The following is a 19633-nucleotide window of genomic DNA, read 5'->3' on the forward strand; positions in this document are numbered from 1 at the left end:
GATTTTCTAATAAACTTTTAACTACAAGAATTATGAAGAAGTACTACAACTTGTTGCTGACGCTAGTCGCTCTAGCTATGACAGCAATGGCATTTACTGCCTGTGATGAGGAGGTAAAAGCTCCTACACAAAACCCTGCCGATGCTTTTCCAAAAAAGCACGACACCGCTCTGCTACTTGTTACCTTTGGCTCTACCTATGATGTACCACAGCAAACCTTTGATAAGCAAAAGGCATTTTTCCAAAATCAATTCCCCAATACCGACCTTTACCTCTCCTATACTTCTAGGATTATTATTAACCGTATGCAGGCTCAAGGAAAGGAGTTTATTCCACCTGCAATGTGGATGCAAAGCTTCTTGAAGAAGAACTACAAGAATGTCCATGTACAGTCTTTCCACGTTATCCCAGGTGAGGAGTTTACACTTCTAAGGGATGCTTATGTGAAGAAGGAGTACAACGTAAAGTTGGTTGATGATCGAAAAGGTCGTAATGATGCTGTGCTAGGTCACCCTCTTCTCTACTCTAAAGAGGATATCCAAAAGGTAGCTAAGATCCTAGTGGACGATCATAAGGAGCATATCCAGAAGGGTGAGGCAGTCGCCTTTATGGGTCACGGTAACCCTGAGGAGAACTACGAGTATGCCAACCAAAAGTATAAGATGCTAGAGCAAGAGATGCAAAAGTATGCACTGGCAACTTACAAACATGACTATGTATATGTAGCTACTGTAGACTATCCAGCAATGCTATTTGACTACCTCGTTGGTGAACTAAAGATGGTAGAGGATAAAGTAGCTAATAAGAAAATCCATCTACAACCTCTTATGACCATCGTAGGTGACCACGCTAATAATGATATGGCTGGAGATTACGAGAAAGGCGAGGCTGATGAAGACCAGAGCTGGAAGTGGCAATTGGAAAAGAAAGGCTGGAAGGTGGAGACACATATGAAGGGCCTTGGCGACTATAAGGAGATCAACAATATTTACCTTGAGCACCTCAAAGCGGCTATTGCTGATGGAAATAAGGAGTAACCCTCCTATTGACTGATAATAATAAGGGCGAGCACCAATTGGTGCCCGCCCTTACTCGTTTCCTCCTTTTGCATAAAGGGCAGAGCGATAAAAGAGATAGCCATTAGTTAGTTAGGCGGAATCCTTGATTATTCTATGAATATCATAGAATCTATTGGGGGCAATAAGGAGGCCTAAAAATACTGTTCAATACTATTATAGATTGTTAGGAGTAAAATCCTATTTACAGCTTGAGTATCAACAGTATTTATTCAACTAATGGCTATCAAGTTATGAACAAAAATGTACTCGCAAAGTTATCAATAATAACTCAAGAAATCAACTTTTCCCTAAACCTATTCAGGGTTTACGCTATAAAAAGGTCTTGTCAAGGTGGTATTCATGTCTATGGATAAGGACCTCCGCAGGAGGTTTCAATAAAGCACCCGCTAGGGTGCCATTCAGCTAGCCCCCGGTCAAGGCTCGTAGAGCCGAAGACCGGCGGGGAAATAGTGCGATATTATCAATCGACCCTTGTGGTCGCACTCGCAATAAGTTGTGCGACCACAAGGGTCGTATGGTTTGTGTACACCACCTCCCCGCCGGTCGTTCGGGGCTTTCGCCCCTCCGACACGGGGGCTATCTGAATGGCACCCTGGCGGGTGCGTTTGTGGGAACCTCCTGCGGAGGTCCTTTCCCCATAGACACTCCAATGAATACCACACGGACTTTTCTAATGCGTCATCCAAGTGTGGTGGCACAGGGGTTCAAGTGGTGTCGTAACAATTTGGTATCTTTGCAACGGCTTTAGGAGCTTTTATTTTGGAGAAACTGAGAGAGTAAGAGCGTATGAGTCCGAAAGCGTGCCGCTGGTGTAGCGTGCTACACGAGAGGAAAGTCTGGGCCACAAAGAGCACTACACTTCCTAACGGGAAGCTATCGTGAGGTAGATGAGCATAACAGAAAATAACCGCCACGTGGCTTTGCACTGAGTGCAAACTTCACAGGTAAGGGTGAAAAGGTGGGGTAAGAGCCCACCGAGCTGATAGTGATATCGAGCTGCAGTATGCATTGTGGGTGGAAAGGTCGCGTATACCAGCGCTTGTAGGGTGGCTCGCCCGATGCTGGGGGGTAGACCGATAGAGCCTAGGGGTGACTCTAGGTCTAGATAGATGGCAAGCAGCCTTATCCCTAGGGAGAAGGCAGACAGAACCCGGCTTATTGAGGACTCATACGTTTTTTCTTTACTCATTATATATATAGGAAGTATTGAATGAGAAATCAAGAGGAGGATATCAACCAAAGGCTGGAAAAGATCCAAGAGGAGAGAAGTAAGAGGGAATCAAAAAATTCCGTCTTTAATCGTCTCGGCAAGTGGTTTGGCAATGCCTATAATTTTATCACGAGTGATATGTGGCGGCTTTATGACGCCGAGATGAAAGGGGTGTCGGGCTTTTTCGTGCGTATCCTAAGGGTGCTTTATATCTCAGTAAAGGAGTTTATCGATGGGTCGGTGGCCCAGAAGTCCTCCGCCCTCACTTATACCACGCTACTGGCATTGGTGCCTACGCTCGCTATTATCCTTAGTGTGGCCGCTGGCTTTGGGATGCAGGCCTCGGTGCAGCGTGCCCTCTACGATGCTTTCCCAGCCCATCAGATGGAGCTCACTACAGCCTTTGATTTTGTGGAGTCGTACCTAGCTGAGATCCAGAGTAGCGTGCTGATTATTGTGGGCCTTATTGTATTGATTTACACGGTATTTAGTATGCTACTGACGGTGGAGAGTGTTTTCAACCAGATTTGGCAGATCAAAGACTCCCGCCCTATTAGCAAGAGTCTAATCGGTTACTTTGCCGCTATTGTGATCGTGCCCATCTCACTGATTGCCATCTCATTTTCCAACATCTTTATCGGCTCGCTTAGTTCTATTGAGCTACTTGGTACGATTAGTATTGCTCCAGTTGTCACCACGCTACTGAAGGTGCTTCCTTTTGTGGTGATTATATTGATTCTTACCGCCCTCTATATGCTACTCCCCAATACGCGGGTGAAGTTTCTACCCGCTTTTGCTTCGGCGGTCTTGGCTGGAGCAGCTTTTCAGATTTTTCAGATGGTCTATATCTCGGGGCAGTTATGGGTTTCTAAGTACAATAGCATCTACGGAAGTGTCGCTGCGATCCCCCTACTGATGCTCTTTATGCAATTCTCGTGGACCATCATCCTCTTTGGGGCACAGCTGAGCTATGCTATACAAAATGTAAAGCAATATGTATTTAGGAAGGAGAGTGAGCGCATTAGCCGACGCTTTAGAGACCTTGTAGCCCTGATCATTATGAAGAAGATATGCAAGGCCTTCAGGCACGAGGGTGAGTCGTATAGTGCTGATCTACTAGCGGGTGAGACCGACCTGCCGATAGTGATTGTGCAAGATACTCTAGATAAGCTAGTTGCCTGTCGCCTTCTAGTGGCAATAGAGTCGAAAAAGTCCAGCCAGCCTGTTACCTATGCACCTGCTTCCGAGATTACCTCTATTACGATCAAGAGGGTGCTCACAGCGATGGATCGACTTGGTTCGGAGAACTTCCGAATGGATATTTACGATGAGTATGCCCAGGAGTGGGAGGCCATACGATTAGCTCGACAACTACCCTTTACTGAGCTCGAACAACCCGTAGTAGACATTGATAATATCAAGGGAATGGGGGAGTAGAGATAAATTCGTAAGAAAGGATATTTGATATAGTCCTAAAAAATTGCTAACTTCGCAAACCAAATGGGTACACTTCGAAATAGGGTGCACCAACGGTGACGATAGATGTGGAACATGTAAACAAACATTAGTATATATATGGCAGTATTAGAAAAGATTAGAAGCAGGGCAGTCATCCTAGTGATAGCCATCGGCTTGGGTCTCTTTGCCTTTATCTTTGGGGATGTGGGCAATTGGTTTTCGTCGCTTTATCGCGACAGCGAGATGGATGCTTTCATCGTCAATGGCAATAAGGTGAAGATCCAAGACTATGAGCAGGCAGTGAGCCAAACAATGGAGCAGTACAAGCAGATGAACCGCAACCTAAGTGAGGCGGAGACTCAGCAAGTACGCAATATGGTCTATCAGACAATGGTGAGCAAGCAAATACTCTCCGAAGAGGCTGATAAGATTGGTCTCACAGTGACTCCTGCAGAGACATTTGACCTAGTGCAAGGGGATAATCTATCTCCAATGATCCTACAGAGTGGGCTATTCACTAATCCCGAGACGGGGCTCTTTGATAGGGCTGCTCTTCTCAATTTCCTTAAGCAGATCAAGACAAAGGGAGCCACTCCTCAAGAGCAGGCACTCATTGATCAGTATAAGGCCATTTGGGTACAGCTAGAGGATGATATTCGCTCTAATAAGCTAGGTGAGAAGTACACTAGTCTGATATCGGGTGCCGTAGTAGCCAACAAGCTAGAGCTAGCCTACTATACCAAGGCTAATAGCGTAGCGGCTGACCTCGCTTATGTACAGCAAAGCGTAGCTCAAGCTCCTGATGCAGATGTCCAAGTGACGGACGCAGATATCAAGGCTTATTACGATAGCCATAAGGAGCTATTTGCTTCACAAAATGGCGGTGCTGACCTCGATGTGATCTATGCTACTATTACTCCATCGGCTAGCGATGTGGAGTCGGCGAAGAGTGATATTGCCGAGGCGGAGAAGGCACTTAAGGCAGGAGAGAACCCAGCCAACGTTTTGGAGGACTACTCTGATGTGAAGTACGTTGATTACTATCTTCCAATTGGTGAATTTAATAATCCTATCTTCCCTGCTGACTTTGCTGCGTTCCTTGAGTCGGCTCCAGTAGGAGAGGTTTCTCAGGTTTATGACCTTGGACAGTCTGTAAGTGTGGCAAAACTATTGGATAAGAAGGTTTCGCCAGAGATGCTGAGAGTAAGCCACATCATGCTGGCACCTGCACAAGCTGGACAGCCAACTGTAGATAGCCTTCTCACTGTACTGAAAGCCGATCCAAGTCAATTTGCCACTTTGGCTGCTAATTATTCGATCGATACCAATACCAAGACCAATGGTGGAGAGATCACTTGGCTCAATGAGGCCACTGCAGCTCAATATCTTGGTGCAGACTTTAGCGATGCTATTTACAAGGCAACCGTTGGAGTGCCCTTTGCATTTAAGTCGCAATATGGTGAGCATATTGTGCTTGTAAACGAAGCTAAGGACAATGTGGCTAAGTACAAGGTGGCCTTTGCACAGCGAAATATCGTGGCAAGCAATGAGACACAGACTGCTCTCTACAATGATATCAGTAGCTTCATTGCTCAGAACATGGATAAAGATATTGATTCATTGGCACTCAATAAGGGATATCAGGTGCTTCCAAATGTTAAGGTGAGTGCAGACCAGCCTATGCTTACTCAGGGCATCGAGAATAGCCGTTCGCTAGTTAAGTGGGCAATGTCGGCTAAGCCAGGTGAGGTCAGCGATATCACGGAGTGTGGAGATAAGTGGGTATTTGTGCGTCTCAACTCTTCATTTACCGATAAGGTGATCCCACTAGCAATGGTAAAGGATCAAGTAACTGATATCGTACGTGACGAGAAGAAGGTAGAGGCAATGTATGCGCAACTTACAGGTGCTAAGTACAGCAATCTCGAGGCCTTTGCAGAGCAGCTACATAGCCAGGTCGACACCCTCAGCACGGTGAAGTTCAATACTACACGATTGGCAGGTATCGGCTACGAGCCAGCTATCAATGCTGCAGCTGCTTATGCTCCAGTAGAGAGTCTACAGCCACTCAAGGGAGTGCGTAGTGTCTACCTCGTTAAGGCTCTGAATCGTACTGAGGATCCAACTACGGATGCAGACGCTAAGGGGCTACTCGATGCTGAGCGTAAGGGTATAGTTCGCTCACAGGCACTTACCTATATTATCCAGAAGTCGGATATTAAAGACCGCAGATACAAGTTTCAGTAATCTTTAATCCGACACTTGTCAATACATAGAGACACCTTAGACCTAGGTCTAGGGTGTCTCTCATTTTATATTCAACTTATATTCTATGTAACTCAAAAAAAACTTTGGCGACTTCTTTGGCAGATTGAAATATTTATAGTACCTTTGCAAAGCTAAAGCAAAAAGAAGACATATCGGATCCTTAGCTCAGTTGGTTTAGAGCATCTGCCTTACAAGCAGAGGGTCGAAGGTTCGAATCCTTCAGGGTCCACTCATAATGATCGTTTTTTCCACTGTACTTACTAATGGGAGTACAGTGGTTTTTTTATCTCTCCATTCCCTTTTCTGTCTTCTTTAAGAAGAGACAATTGTTGAAGACGATCAGCGGAGTTGCTTTTTGAATTTCCAAATAAGTGGTAGAGTAGAGGAATAGCGCATAAAAGGGAGGAGGTTGGGGGAAGGTTCGTCTTCATTGAACTTTTTTGATTACTTTTGTAGAATAATTATGGGCTTTGCCCACCATTAAACTAGGTATACCCAATGAAATTAAGAAGAGTGATATTGCTGGCTGTGATAGCCTTTGGTGGTTGCCTCCTCTCGCAGGCGCAGATAGCGAGGAGTGGCGAGCGACCAACGGAGAGTGGTGGCTTGCGTATGGCGGAGCTACTACAGTTGCCCACCTATCGGGCACCACAATTTGACCAGGACTCCGCACGGCTAGAGATGGAGCAAAGTTCTGCTGACCTTCGGGCTTACCTCTTTGCGCATACGATAGAGGTGGGCTTGGATATTATCCAAGATGGAGAGCACACTCAGTGGAGTGATGGCACCGAGGTATGGCGGTATCGTGTTCGATCTCAAGGGGCCAAGAGTTTGGGCTTTTTCTTTGACCAGTGGAAGCTTCCTAGGGGGGCTTATCTATATATTTATAGTACTTTGGATCCTACACGGTGCCTTGGTGGCTTTGGGTGGGAAAATAATAACGAGCGTGCCTCTCTGCCAATTCAGCCTATCTTAGCTGATGATGTGGTGATAGAGCTACAAGCACCTAAGGGTAGCCGACCACGTATGCACTTGAAGGAGCTGTACCATGGTGTTCGCTCCATTGAGGGACTGCTGAGGTATAGTAATCCTCAGGTTGGTTCTCCTAGAAATTTGGCTTGTACACCTGAAGTGGCGTGCTACCCTGAATATCAGGATGTAGCAAGGAGTGTCGTGGTGGTAGTTACTGGGTCAGGGTATTTAGGAACAGGTGTTCTGGTCAATAATACGAGTAGTGATGGTCGTCCGCTAATTCTTACTGCTTCACATGTGATGGAGGCCAACTTTAGTAATGGTATACTCTCTCCTAAGAGGCTGGAGGAGGAAGCGGAAAAATCGGTTTTCTTCTTTAATTATCAGACTCCTATGTGCGATTCTGGTATCCAGCCAAGTGCCACTCAGAGCATTGCGAGTGCCAAGATGTTGGGGTGTCATCCCTTTACCGATGTGGCATTGCTGGAGTTGGATACTATTCCACCAACGGATTACCAAGCATACTATGCTGGATGGAATGCAGAGCCTAAGATGGACGTAGCACATGCCAATATCCATCATCCGTATGGCTATACCAAGCGGATTAACCTCGCTCTATCTCCACTTAACTACTCTACCTATTCGGGTTCAGGACTACCTTTTGGCGAGAACCAGCACATCAAGGTGCCTTTTTGGGATCTTGGTACCACCGCCTCAGGCTCTTCGGGGTCACCACTCTTGGACCCCGAGCATAGGATTACTGGAGTGTTATCGGGTGGAGAATCATATTGCGGTAATCGCAGCCACGACTTCTTTGCCTCCCTACAGAGGGTATGGGAGTCGGAAGATGCGGAGGCGAGGAAGATTGTAGCCGCGCTTGACCCTACTGGTGCTAGAGCTACCACTTGTGCCGGTAAGGGAGCTAGCCAAGGGGGGGAGCAAGCTCCAGTGCGGCTCACCAATATGCGCATTGCTCCAAGTAATACCCGTGTGATAGAGCTACTTCCTCAGTTGGATAGGGCTAAGCTCTTGGGTAGCGACCAAGGGGTACAGGAGATTGGGGAGAGCTACCGAATGGCTGCTGGTAGCAAGGTGTATGGCGTTTATGTGATGCTATCAGGAGAGGCACAGTCGGGAGATGAACTGGTGGTCAATATTTATGGTAATGACGGAGCCACTCATCTTGGTAGCCAGGTGATCTCACTGAAGTCTTTGGTGACAGATCCGAAGAATAAAGGGCAACAAGTACCAGGTGCCTTTAAGGAGATCTACCTCAGTCTGCCATCTCCTGTGGAGGTTACCACAGATCAGGTGCTTTGCTTCGCGATCCCTACCGCCACCATCCCTCAGGGTATTTCGGTGGTGCACCAACAGCATTCCGACCTTGCTACTAATAGCGCCATGTGGCGAGTGGCGAATGAGTGGCAGCCCTATACGAAGTACCAGCAGAGTGGAGGGCTTACTCTATGGGTGGATCCGGTTGTGAGTAATGCGACACTCAAGTCACCTACACTAGCAGAGCCACGCCTAAAGATTACACCACTCAATGGTGAGCAGATGCTACTGAAGATTAATGACCCCTCAGGGTCTGCCACCTATTCTCTCCAGGCTTATAGCTTGTTGGGAGAGCCAATCTACAGTGACCAGTGTGAGGGTAGTGACTTCTTTGTCTTCCCTCGTAATATGTTTGAGGGCTTGGGAGTGGTGATTCTCCGAGTGTCGGGTGATGGCTGGCAAGAGTCGGTGAAAGCTCTTTTCCCTAAGAATTAAGTGTACATATAAATTATAGATATAGCAGCGATGAAGCGAAACAATTTTCTACTCCTATTACTCTCACTCAGTGTGGGACTACTTTCGATGGTAGGGTGCAGTAAGAGTGATGAGCAATTTAGAGTACAAGGAACTATTTCGGAGTCGGAGGGACAAACCCTTTACTTGGAGTATCAGGGGCTGACTGGAGCGGAGTTGATTGATTCTACCGTGCTACAGCGTAAGGGTAGTTATCGATTTGATGTGCCACTGCCCGAGTATCCTGATTTCTATCGGCTAAGGCTTGGTAAGCAGGTGATTCCGATGGCAATTGATACCATCCCCTCTACCACTACTATCAATGGTGACTCAAGGAATTTCGCTACTAGCTACTCTGTAGAAGGGAACCAGGCTACGTCGCAAATCCGAGAGGTATGGTTGGCTCTTTTGGATGCCAATGTGTCTCTCTCTAAGCTTGAAGGATCATCTCTAAGTAGCCCAGAGCTATATGTGGCACAGCGGGATAGTATATTCGATAGCTACAAGGAGGTGGCTCGAAAGTATATCTATAGCAATCCTCGGTCGCCCGTCGCTTACTTTGCTCTATTTCAGCAGGTAGATGGCAACTTGGTATTCAATCCGTATGATAAAACCGACTCCAAAGCCTTTGCAGCTATCGCTAATATCTACAATACTTTTCAGCCCGAAAATCCACGTACTAAGCATCTGTATGACCTTGCACTACGCTCGATTGCGGTGGTCAGGCAGCAAGAGAGAGGTGAGGAGGTACAAGGGAGTAGTACTGAACTATTGAAAGCTGCTGGAGTGGAGGAGACCTCGTATATCGACTTTACGCTACCTGATAGAGAGGGTAGGGAGGTGACGCTCTCGAGTGTCGTGGCAGGTCGGAATGTCCTCCTTGCTTTTTCTACGATGCAGGCCAATTGGTCGGCAGAGTTCAATAGCGCACTTGCGGAGCTTTATAGCCAGTATGGCACCCGTGGTTTGGAAATCGTACAGGTGGGGTTGGACACCGACCCACATATTTGGATTAGTGCCACGAAAGCGCTCCCATGGATCAACCTACAGGATCGTGACGGAAGCTACTCTAAGTTGGTGGGCTACTACAACCTTTACCGCCTACCTTCGCTCTTCTTGATTACTAAGGGGGGTGGTGAATTGCATCGTATTGAGAGCGTTGCACAGTTGGAGCAGCTCCTTAAGTAGTTGCAAGGTATTGGAAGGAGCCGAAAGCTTCGCTAAAATGTGTATATTTGCAGTCAAGCCTTGACAATAATAGTGTATGATTTTTGATATCAAGAAACAAGCAAGGAGGGTAGCTAGCTACTTTGGGTCGGAAAAGGAGGGGCGTGGACTGACTCTAGTGCGTGTCACTGATAAAAGTGAGCTCAAGGAATTTGTGCAGTTTAATCTAGACTTGTACAAGGACAATCCCAATCATGTCCCCGACCTTATCGGCGATGAGTTGAAATCGCTATCGCGAGAGAGTAACCCCGCTTTTGCCTTTTCTGAGGCCGACCTATTTATGGTGAAGCGTGGGGGTGAAGTGGTCGGTAGGATTGCCGGTATCATCAACCACCGTGCCAATAAAAAGTGGACGCAGAATAGAGCTCGCTTTGGATGGGTGGACTTTATTGATGATGATGAAGTGGTAGACCTACTCTTTGATACCGTAGAGGCATGGGCTAGAGAGCGAGGTTGTGACGAGATACATGGGCCGATGGGATTTACCGACCTTGATAAGGAGGGAATGCTGATAGAGGGTTTTGACCAAATGGGTACGATGATTACGATCTACAATTACCCCTACTATCCCAAGCAATTGGCTCGCCGTGGATATGAAAAGGATATTGACTGGCTGGAGTACAAAATATATATCCCCAAGATTGTACCAGAGAAGCATGCTAGGCTCTGCCAAATAGTGCAGGATAGGTATGGGGTGAGGCTCCTTAAGTTTAAGGAGCGTGATGGGCTGATGCGGTATGGGCGGGCTATCTTTGAGCTGATCAATGAGGCTTATGCCCCACTGTATAGCGTGTCGGAGCTGACCGATGACCAGATTGAGTACTACATCAAGCAGTATCTCCCTATGGTCAATCTAGACTTTGTCAATTTAGTGGTGACTAATGATGATGAAGTCGTCGGCTTTGGTATTACTTTGCCAAGCATCGTGAAGGCTCTGAAGAAGGCCAATGGTAGGCTCTTCCCTACTGGCTTTATCCATATTCTTAAAGCACTTAAGTCGAAACAGCCTGAAGTAGTGGAGCTCCTTTTGATTGGGGTGAAGCCGGAGTATCAGAATAAGGGAATTACCGCACTTATCTTTGAGGATCTGATCAAGGTGATGCATCGCTACCAAGTGAAGTATGCCGAGAGTAATCCTGAGCTGGAGACAAACCTCAGTGTGATGCTGCAGTGGAATTACTTCAAAAAGGTACACCATAAGCGGAGAAGAGCCTTTTATAAGAAATTAGTGTAGTAAAAAGGAGAGAGAGGATATACATATATATGGAGTTGGAAAACCAGATAAATAACGCACAACAAGACCCTACAACGGAGGGGAATGCTAAAATCTATAAGGATGATACGGTGGTGACGCTGGACCCTATGGATCATATCAGGCTACGTCCGGGTATGTATATAGGGAAGTTGGGCGATGGCACCTCCAAGGACGATGGCATCTATGTGCTACTGAAAGAGGTGATTGACAACTCTATTGACGAATACACCATGGGATTTGGTACGCAGATCAAGATATCGCTTGATGAGTCTGAGATGCGACATATCGTGGTTAGGGACTTCGGACGAGGAATTCCGCAAGGGTCGCTCGTGAAGGCGGTGGGCACTATGAATACGGGTGCCAAGTATGATAGTGAAGTATTTAAGAAGGCGGTGGGGCTCAATGGAGTGGGTCTTAAGGCGGTTAATGCCCTTAGTACACGGACGCAAGTGACTTCCTATCGAGAGGGAAAGGGGAAGTATGTGATCTTTGAGAAAGGAGTGCTGAAGGAGGAGAGTGACCTCTTTGATACCACGGAGCGTGACGGGACGGAGGTGGACTTCTTACCCGATGTGGCACTCTTCAAAAACTACCGCTATCAGGTGGAATATATTCAGGAGATGCTCCGGATGTATGCCTATCTGCAACCAGGGCTGAAGCTGACGCTCAATGGCAAGGCCTTTGTCTCTAAGAATGGACTGATGGACCTTTTGGAGGAGAATATGACGAGTGAGCCACTCTATCCAATCATTCATTTTATTGGTAAGGATATTGAGGTGGCAATTACGCACTCTACCCAGTATGGTGAGGAGTACTACTCGTTTGTCAATGGTCAGAATACCATCCATGGAGGGACGCACTTATCGGCCTTTAAGGAGGCAATAGGACGTACGGTGCGCGACTTTTTTCAGAAGAACTTTGACTTTAATGACATCCGCTCTGGTATTACTGCTGCCATAAGTATCCGTATACAAGAGCCCTTGTTTGAGAGCCAGACTAAGATGAAGCTAGGCTCGAGAGAGATAGAGGAGGGGGGAATAACGATACAGAAGTTCGTGGGAGACTTCCTCAAAGCTCACCTCGACGACTATCTGCATATCCATAGTGAGACTGCCGAAGCGTTGCTCAAGAAGGTGCAGGAAAATGAGCGCGAGCGCAGAGCCCTTGCTGGTGTCTCTAAAGCAGCAAAGGAACGTGCCAAGAAGGCATCGATACACAATAAGAAGCTACGTGACTGCACACAGCACTACAATGATCCTAAGGCCTCTCTAGCGGATGATACGCAGATATTTATCACGGAGGGTCTCTCGGCAAGTGGAAGCATTACGCAGAGCCGAAATGCGGAGCACCAGGCAGTCTTTTCGCTCAGAGGAAAGCCGCTTAATTGCTATGGTCGTAAGAAGGAGGTGGTGTATGAAAATGAGGAGTTCAACCTACTTCAAGCAGCGCTCAATATTGAGGATGGACTGGACAACCTACGATATAATAAGGTGATTGTGGCGACGGATGCCGATGTGGATGGAATGCATATCCGTCTGCTGATCATTACCTTTTTTCTACGCTTTTTCCCTGATCTGATTCGCCAGAATCATGTCTTTATCCTGCAGACTCCTTTATTCAGAGTGCGGGATAAGAAAGATAGCACCACCATCTATTGTTACGATGAGCGGGAGCGAGATGAGGCGATCAAAAAGCTGGGGAAGGAGAGCAGTGTGACCCGCTTTAAAGGTCTTGGTGAGATTCGCCCCGAGGAGTTTAAGGAGTTTATCGGGGAGCAAATTCGTTTGGATCCTGTGATGATGAAGAAGGAGGATAATGTACAGGAGTTGCTTGAGTTTTATATGGGCAATAATACCCCCGAACGCCAGGACTTTATTGTGCAAAATCTAGACCCAGAGAGTGTGTAGAGATGAAGCGAGTGGGTGTATATGCGGGGAGCTTTGACCCTTTTACAATAGGGCATGCCGATATCGTGTCGCGTGCACTGCAGTTGCTGGATGAGCTATATATAGTATTGGGGCAGAATATAGCGAAGCAACCATTTCAGTCGGTGGAGGAGCGTATGAAGTTTATTGAGGAGCTTTATCGGGATGATTCACGGATTAAGGTGGTGGCATACGACGGTATTGTGGCCAATTATGCCAAGGACCAAGGAGCCGTATTGGTTCGTGGGCTGAGGGGAATTGGCGACCTTGATAACGAACAGACCCTTGCCGAGGTCAATCGCTCCCACTTTGGCGTGGAGACAATTTGTCTATTCGCAGCTCCCGAGCACCGCATTATCAGTAGCTCTTTGATACGTGAGCTAGCAACTTTTGGTGAAGATTATTCAGAGTATATCCCTTTGAGAGACTAATGATATGGCTATTAATTATTATGGAGAGGGTGTGACTATCCCAGCTTTTAGGAGAAGAGAGGTCAATGCATGGATTAAGGATGTAGCAGAGGAGTATGGCTACGAGGTGGGCGATATTACCTATCAATTCTGTGACAATGAGCGGATATTGGAGATTAATCAGAAGTATCTAAATCACGATTATTATACCGATATCATCACCTTTGACCAGACGCGAGATGGGTTGCTTTTTGCAGATATCGTGATTAGCGTGGAGATGGTGACTAGCAATGCTGAGGAGTATGGCGAGCCCTTCAGACGGGAATTCCTAAGGGTGCTGATCCATGGCGTGCTCCATCTCTGTGGGGTGGACGATCAGACCGAGGAGCAGGCAAAAGAGATGCGGCAGGCGGAGGAGAACGCTCTCGCGATGCTACCTGCCGACCTCTCTGAGGTATGGAGGAAGTAGTCTACAAGCCAAAAGATGGACAATTGGCCACAATTTAATCAACGTTACCAACCCAATATAATAGCTGAAATACCAGCTTATAGAGATTATCTCATAGGGGTACTATTGCTATTACTGGTAACTGGGGCGTTGCTTTGGGCTTTTTATCAGCGTAACAAACGACAGCGGGGGGCAGGAGGAGGTGTGGCCCTCTATTCTTATCTTGCACTGCAGACGATACTCCTCGTGGGCTTTCTCTATGCGGAGTTGGTATGGAGCAGCTCGGGAAGTGCCCCCTATTGGTTGGTGGCCGGCAGTGGTTTCCTTTACGGATTGAGCTACCTATTGATTAATTTACTGGTATACGGGGTATTGTGGTATGCTTTTGGTGTGCCAGAAAAGGTGAGCCAGTGGTTTCTAGCCTTCTTTCGAGTTTGGGGGCTAGTTGGGGTGACGCTCTATCTACCGCTACTGGTGAGTATCACCGGGGGTGGAGGCAGTATTTGGGTAATTTCGATGCTATTGGGAGGTACCTATTTCTTCTTTAGGATGCTACTTATTCACTATAGTATCACCATATTCCCGAAGCTACTTAATTTCCCTCTGCATTTAATTTTGTATCTTTGCACTTGCGAAATAGCTCCGTTGCTATTTTTGTTGGTATAAATCGATAAGGAAAGAGTAATGCCTCAAAAAATTAAGACCATTTTGGTGTCGCAACCAAAGCCAACCAATACTAAATCACCCTACTTCCAGCTGATGGAGGAGACGGGTGTAGAAATAGATTTTAAGCCGTTATTTAGTATCACTCCTGTGAGTGCTAGAGAGTTTAGAGATCAGAAGATTGAGATCTTGGAGCATACGGGTGTGGTACTCAATTCTAAGACTGTAGCTGATCACTTTTTTAAGCTAGTAAAGGAGCTGAGGATAGAGTTGCCAGAGGATTATAAGTACTTCTGTAATTCAGAGTTCGTGGCTACATATCTGCAAAAGCATATTACTGTAAGGAAGCGTAAAGTCTTTTTCCCAGAGAAGAATGGCAATGTAGGAGACCTCCTTTCGCTACTTCTGAAGTATGATAAGGAGCACTTCTTTGTCCCAGGGATTGACGGTGTGAAGGAGCGTTACTCCGAGGAGTTGGCAGCAAATAATATTGTCCACACTCTCGGAGTGGTTAGCAAACTTGAGTACACTCCCGTGACGAAAGAGGAGATAGAGGGCTATGATATGCTGATATTTTTCAGTCCCAATGGTGTTCAGTCGCTATTCCATAGCATCCCCGAGTATGAGCAGGGCGATCAATTGATCGGCTGCTTGGGTGAAGGTACTCTCAAGTCGCTCAAAGAGGCGAAGCTAAGAGTGGATATGCCTGTCCCTAATAAAGACTTTACCAGTATCAATGCGGCACTCGACCACCTTGTGAAGAGTACAAAAAAGAAACATGCCTGAGAGTCAGACACTCAAAAAGGAAGAGAGAATCTACCTCCGAAGCGAGCTCAATGAGCTATTCGCCTCGAGAGGTAGCTTTGTTTGTTACCCTTTTAGAGTGGTCTACTTGGAAGTCCCCCGACAAGAGCTGCCACTCAAGATGATGGTCTCTGTCCCCAAAAGGCGGCTGAAGCATGCCGTTGACCGCAACCGTATAAAGCGGCTCACTCGTGAAGCTTATAGGCTCACTAAAAAAGAGCTAGTGGAGCAGATTGATCCTGAAGTGACGCTCCTGATTGGCTTCATATACCTAAAGGACCGGCTGAGTAGGTACTCCACAGTCCAGCAGGCAGTGGAGGAGGCCTTCAAGAAGCTACAACCACCTACTAAAGAACCAGTAGAAGATGATTAAGAGGTGTGTCAAGTGGGTGTCGGAGCTATTGGTACAGCTCCTACTTTTGCCTATTTATTTTTACAAGCGGGCCATCTCGCCGATGCTTCCCCCTTCTTGTAGATTCACGCCTAGTTGTAGCACCTACGCTGTTGAGGCACTAAAAAAGCACGGCCCAATCAAAGGGCTCCTCCTCGCTATATGGCGCATATTACGGTGCAATCCATGGGGCGGAAGCGGTTACGACCCTGTCCCTTAAGTGTATGATTCCTTACCTTGACTTCCATACCCACGCCGAGGGCTGTCAGAAATACCTCGCGGACAAAGATGTGATAGTCATTCAATCATTGCATCTGGGCGAAAAGGTTGGGCCTAGAGCCAACTTTGCTACTTGGGGGGTGCACCCTATGCTTGAGGGGACAAAGGAGTTCGTTGACCAGCTGACGCAAGATAGGGAGCAGCTGATTTCGGAGTGGCACCGCACCTTGTCATTGACCCCTAAACTCATTGGGGTGGGGGAGTGCGGTTGGGATAATCGCTCCCCTCTTTCACTCGAGGAGCAAGAGTTACTTGTAGACTTTCATATTACTTTGGCCGACCAGCTCGGCTATCCACTTATTTTTCATGTCGTGGGTGGGTGGCACCACTTGCTAGCCAAAAAGAAGTCTCACTCCAAGTCCGAAGTGCCATGGATCGTTCATGGATTTAGAGGAAGCGCTGCTCTTGCAACGCAACTTACTAGTGCTGGTATTTATCTTAGCCTGCACCCCTATTGCTTAAGTGGAGTGTGCGATAAGTATTTCTTGGAGACCGATGATACACCAATGGCAATAGAATCACACTACAGAGCCAGAGACTTGCTACATGAGGAGCAACGACAGGGGGTTATTAACCTTTTTTGTGGCTTGTTTCCTGTAGAATCTCAATTAATTACGGTACATTTGTAGTGTGAGAGATGAATGAACTAATGTGTAATCATTAAATAAGGCAAGATTATGAGAAATAACGATGGTCTGAAGCTTTTGATAGGCGTAGCTATTGGTACCGCTATTGGTGTTGCTGTTGCCTACTTTTCCGACAATAAGAAGCGCAATGACTTTATCGATGATATGTCGGATTATGGTGATAAGGTGAAGAGCAATATCAAGGATGCCTATTACGATGGCAAGATCCGTGCTCGTAGAGCCAAGAGAGACCTCTCAAGATATATGGCCGACATTAAGGACGATGCTGGTCATCTATACGATGATGTAGTCGCTTCGGCAAAAAACATGGGAAAGAAGGTAAAGGAGGAGGCTGAGGAGTTGGCTGACCTTACAGAAGAGGAGCTCTCCGACCTAAAGGACGCTGCAAGAGAGGAAGCAGAGAAGCTTTCTAAGAAGTAACCACTCCAAGTAATTCGGTGATATTGACTCACCACACCACTTTACCAGTGGTACATGGAGAGAAAGATAGGATGGGTGGGTGACTCTATGGCCTCACGAGCTGATCGTGAGCGCGTTGAGTCGCTCACCCATTACTTTTAATATTTGATTATAATAAATAAATGATATGCCAATGACAAGCATCAAAGAGACTTTTAGTGAGGTGATTGCCGAGCTAAAGGATTATATTGAGGCAAAAAAAAGCCTGATAGAGCTCAAAGCAACAGAAAAGGGAGCCCCCATTGTTGCCAAGTCTATATATGGCTCTATTCTGGTGGTGCTGAGCTTAATTGTGGCAACCTTCACGTTGGTGGCTGCGATATTTGCCCTATCACTCGTCTTTGTGACCAATGGCACAGAGGCTTTTGCCACCCTCTCGGCGCTCACCTTTTCGGCGGTCTGCCTATTGGTTTTCTTCCTACTCATTTTGGCAATACTACTAGCATTGCGCAAGCGAGTAACGAGGAAGATGGAAAACCAATTGGTCAATAATTATCTCGATAAGCAAGAGGCCAAAGAACACAATCAGGAGAGAGAAACATTGATAGCAAGTGAGCAAACAGCCCTCGCTACAACTGAAATAAAGGAGGAGGTACAATGAGCAACTTAACAACAACAACTCAAGCAAGATTTAAAGCACGAGAGGATAGATTAGAAGCTCGTGCCAATATGCGACTAGATAGGGTCAAGGAAAAGATCAATTATCTCAAGAGTAATAGCGGTAAGATGGTCATTGACGATGCTATTGATAACCTACGAAAAACCTCACCAGGTGTAGGCAAGATAGCTAGTTTTATCAATGGCTTTATTAGTAAGAATAGGACGAAGAAGGTGGCGAAGGAGCTCGCCCAAGAACGCCTAGAGAGCAATCCCACCAGTAGCTTTAGCTCCCGAGATGACCAAAACCAAAATGGCCTGCTCTCAGGAATTAAGAGCTACCTCCTACCTACACTCTACTCCCTTGGTGGTATGCAATTGCTATCCTATAGTCTGAAAGGCACTGGCAAGATACTCCGAAGCGGTGTGGGAAGATTATTTGGTCGACGTCGTAAACGAAAGTAAGCCAGTAAAAGTTTGATTTTGGCTGTACGATAGACCATTTCATTTAAGAGAGAGGTGAATATGCCCAGTACTTCAAATATTTTGGGTAAATTTGCCCCTGAAAGATGATGGGTGATGAATAAACTTATCCCTGACGAATAAATAATAATTAATACATAAATAAGAATACTGATATGATTAAGATTGGTATCAACGGCTTTGGCCGTATCGGACGCTTTGTGTTCCGTGCTTCAACAAAGAGAAATGACCTAGTAGTGGTGGGAATTAATGACCTCCTATCTGTTGACTATCTTGCGTATATGCTAAAATACGATACAATGCATGGTCAGTTTGACGGCGAGATCTCTTATGACCTTGATAAGAGCACTTTGACTGTCAATGGCAATACCATTCGTTGTACTCAAGAGCGTGATCCTAGAGACCTTAAGTGGAACGAGATCGGTGCTGAGTATATTGTAGAGTCTACTGGTCTATTCCTTACTGCCGAGAAGGCTCAAGCTCACCTCGAGGCTGGTGCTAAGTATGTTGTGATGTCAGCTCCTTCTAAGGATGCTACCCCGATGTACGTAGTTGGTGTAAACGAAGACAAGTACGAAAAGGGTACTAAGATTGTGAGCAACGCAAGCTGTACTACCAACTGCCTTGCACCTCTAGCAAAGGTGATCCACGATCATTTCGGTATTAAGGATGGTCTTATGACCACCGTACACTCAGCTACTGCTACTCAGAAGACTGTCGATGGTCCATCAATGAAGGACTGGAGAGGTGGTCGTGCAGCAGGTGGCAATATCATCCCTTCTACCACAGGTGCAGCTAAGGCTGTGGGTAAAGTAATCCCTGACCTCAATGGTAAACTCACTGGTATGTCTTTCCGTGTACCTACTCTTGATGTTTCTGTAGTAGACCTTACTGTTAATCTAGAGAAGCCAGCTTCTTACGAGGAGATCTGTGCAGTGATCAAGAAGGCATCTGAAAATGAGCTTAAGGGCGTTCTTGGTTACACTGAGGATGCAGTTGTTTCAAGCGACTTCCTTGGTGATACCCGTTCATCTATCTTCGATAAGGAAGCAGGTATCGCTCTTACCGATAGCTTCGTGAAGCTAGTATCTTGGTACGATAATGAGATCGGTTACTCAAATCGTGTACTCGACCTTATCGCTACTATGCACAAGGTAAATGGCTGATAATTAGAGCTCACTCTAACTGAAATAAAAAGTCACCCTAAGGAGATGCTTCTCCCTAGGGTGACTTTTTTTAGGTATGACGGGCATGTCATACATCTGTGGTG

18 protein-coding genes, 1 tRNA gene and 1 other RNA gene are annotated in these 19633 nt (G+C 46.4%); all 20 read left to right on the top strand.

What is annotated here, in order from left to right; translation table 11 throughout:
* Positions 1-32 precede the first annotated feature (32 nt).
* The 20 genes from HMPREF3027_RS00605 to gap all read left to right on the top strand — a co-directional run bounded on the left by HMPREF3027_RS00605 (position 33) and on the right by gap (position 19529).
* Positions 33-1037: a sirohydrochlorin cobaltochelatase gene (locus tag HMPREF3027_RS00605; protein WP_070706355.1), complete on the top strand. Its 1005-nt coding sequence runs from the start codon at positions 33-35 to the stop codon at positions 1035-1037.
* A gap of 829 nt (positions 1038-1866) precedes the next feature.
* Positions 1867-2252: RNase P RNA component class A (rnpB, locus tag HMPREF3027_RS00610), an RNA gene on the top strand.
* Between the two features lie 37 nt (positions 2253-2289).
* Positions 2290-3726 (top strand): YihY/virulence factor BrkB family protein, encoded by a 1437-nt coding sequence (locus HMPREF3027_RS00615; protein ID WP_070706356.1) that lies wholly within the window; start codon positions 2290-2292, stop codon positions 3724-3726.
* A 138-nt stretch (positions 3727-3864) separates the two neighbouring features.
* Positions 3865-5994 (top strand): peptidylprolyl isomerase, encoded by a 2130-nt coding sequence (locus HMPREF3027_RS00620; protein WP_070706357.1) that lies wholly within the window; start codon positions 3865-3867, stop codon positions 5992-5994.
* Between the two features lie 175 nt (positions 5995-6169).
* Positions 6170-6244, top strand: a tRNA-Val gene (locus HMPREF3027_RS00625).
* Between the two features lie 269 nt (positions 6245-6513).
* Positions 6514-8757, top strand: a complete 2244-nt coding sequence (locus HMPREF3027_RS00630) for a trypsin-like serine peptidase (protein WP_070706358.1) — start codon at positions 6514-6516, stop codon at positions 8755-8757.
* 30 nt (positions 8758-8787) lie between these two features.
* Entirely contained in the window at positions 8788-9963 is a 1176-nt protein-coding gene (locus HMPREF3027_RS00635; protein ID WP_018028644.1) for a thioredoxin-like domain-containing protein, read from the top strand.
* Between the two features lie 76 nt (positions 9964-10039).
* Positions 10040-11236: a hypothetical protein gene (locus HMPREF3027_RS00640; RefSeq protein WP_246830495.1), complete on the top strand. Its 1197-nt coding sequence runs from the start codon at positions 10040-10042 to the stop codon at positions 11234-11236.
* 29 nt (positions 11237-11265) lie between these two features.
* The gene (locus HMPREF3027_RS00645) at positions 11266-13164 is read left to right on the top strand and encodes a toprim domain-containing protein (protein ID WP_083317450.1); all 1899 of its coding nucleotides are present in this window, start codon (positions 11266-11268) and stop codon (positions 13162-13164) included.
* A 2-nt stretch (positions 13165-13166) separates the two neighbouring features.
* The gene (gene coaD / locus HMPREF3027_RS00650) at positions 13167-13613 is read left to right on the top strand and encodes a pantetheine-phosphate adenylyltransferase (protein ID WP_070706359.1); all 447 of its coding nucleotides are present in this window, start codon (positions 13167-13169) and stop codon (positions 13611-13613) included.
* A 4-nt stretch (positions 13614-13617) separates the two neighbouring features.
* Complete coding sequence (gene ybeY, locus HMPREF3027_RS00655) at positions 13618-14061, top strand: rRNA maturation RNase YbeY (protein WP_018028648.1); 444 nt, start codon at positions 13618-13620, stop codon at positions 14059-14061.
* Positions 14062-14076: 15 nt separating this feature from the next.
* Positions 14077-14706, top strand: a complete 630-nt coding sequence (locus HMPREF3027_RS00660) for a DUF4271 domain-containing protein (RefSeq protein WP_070706360.1) — start codon at positions 14077-14079, stop codon at positions 14704-14706.
* An 18-nt stretch (positions 14707-14724) separates the two neighbouring features.
* Positions 14725-15489 carry a uroporphyrinogen-III synthase gene (locus HMPREF3027_RS00665; protein ID WP_070706361.1) on the top strand — a complete coding sequence of 255 codons (765 nt, stop codon included), beginning with the start codon at positions 14725-14727 and terminating at the stop codon, positions 15487-15489.
* Entirely contained in the window at positions 15482-15880 is a 399-nt protein-coding gene (locus HMPREF3027_RS00670) for a ribonuclease P protein component (RefSeq protein WP_070706362.1), read from the top strand. Before HMPREF3027_RS00665 ends, HMPREF3027_RS00670 begins: the two co-directional genes overlap by 8 nt.
* Complete coding sequence (gene yidD / locus HMPREF3027_RS09385; protein ID WP_018028652.1) at positions 15873-16118, top strand: membrane protein insertion efficiency factor YidD; 246 nt, start codon at positions 15873-15875, stop codon at positions 16116-16118. Before HMPREF3027_RS00670 ends, yidD begins: the two co-directional genes overlap by 8 nt.
* A 70-nt stretch (positions 16119-16188) precedes the next feature.
* A complete protein-coding gene (locus HMPREF3027_RS00675; RefSeq protein WP_246830496.1) occupies positions 16189-16806 on the top strand; it encodes a TatD family hydrolase in 618 nt (205 codons plus the stop codon).
* 48 nt (positions 16807-16854) lie between these two features.
* Positions 16855-17244, top strand: coding sequence for a YtxH domain-containing protein (locus HMPREF3027_RS00680; protein ID WP_070706364.1), 390 nt, complete (start codon positions 16855-16857; stop codon positions 17242-17244).
* A 166-nt stretch (positions 17245-17410) separates the two neighbouring features.
* On the top strand, positions 17411-17884 hold the full coding sequence (locus HMPREF3027_RS00685; RefSeq protein ID WP_141756202.1) for a hypothetical protein: 474 nt from the start codon (positions 17411-17413) through the stop codon (positions 17882-17884).
* Complete coding sequence (locus HMPREF3027_RS00690; protein ID WP_070706366.1) at positions 17881-18345, top strand: hypothetical protein; 465 nt, start codon at positions 17881-17883, stop codon at positions 18343-18345. Before HMPREF3027_RS00685 ends, HMPREF3027_RS00690 begins: the two co-directional genes overlap by 4 nt.
* Positions 18346-18518: 173 nt before the next feature.
* A complete protein-coding gene (gene gap / locus HMPREF3027_RS00695) occupies positions 18519-19529 on the top strand; it encodes a type I glyceraldehyde-3-phosphate dehydrogenase (protein ID WP_021903148.1) in 1011 nt (336 codons plus the stop codon).
* Positions 19530-19633 lie beyond the last annotated feature (104 nt).

It is taken from the genome of Porphyromonas sp. HMSC077F02 (genome assembly GCF_001815465.1).
Taxonomy (GTDB): Bacteria; Bacteroidota; Bacteroidia; order Bacteroidales; family Porphyromonadaceae; genus Porphyromonas_A; species Porphyromonas_A somerae.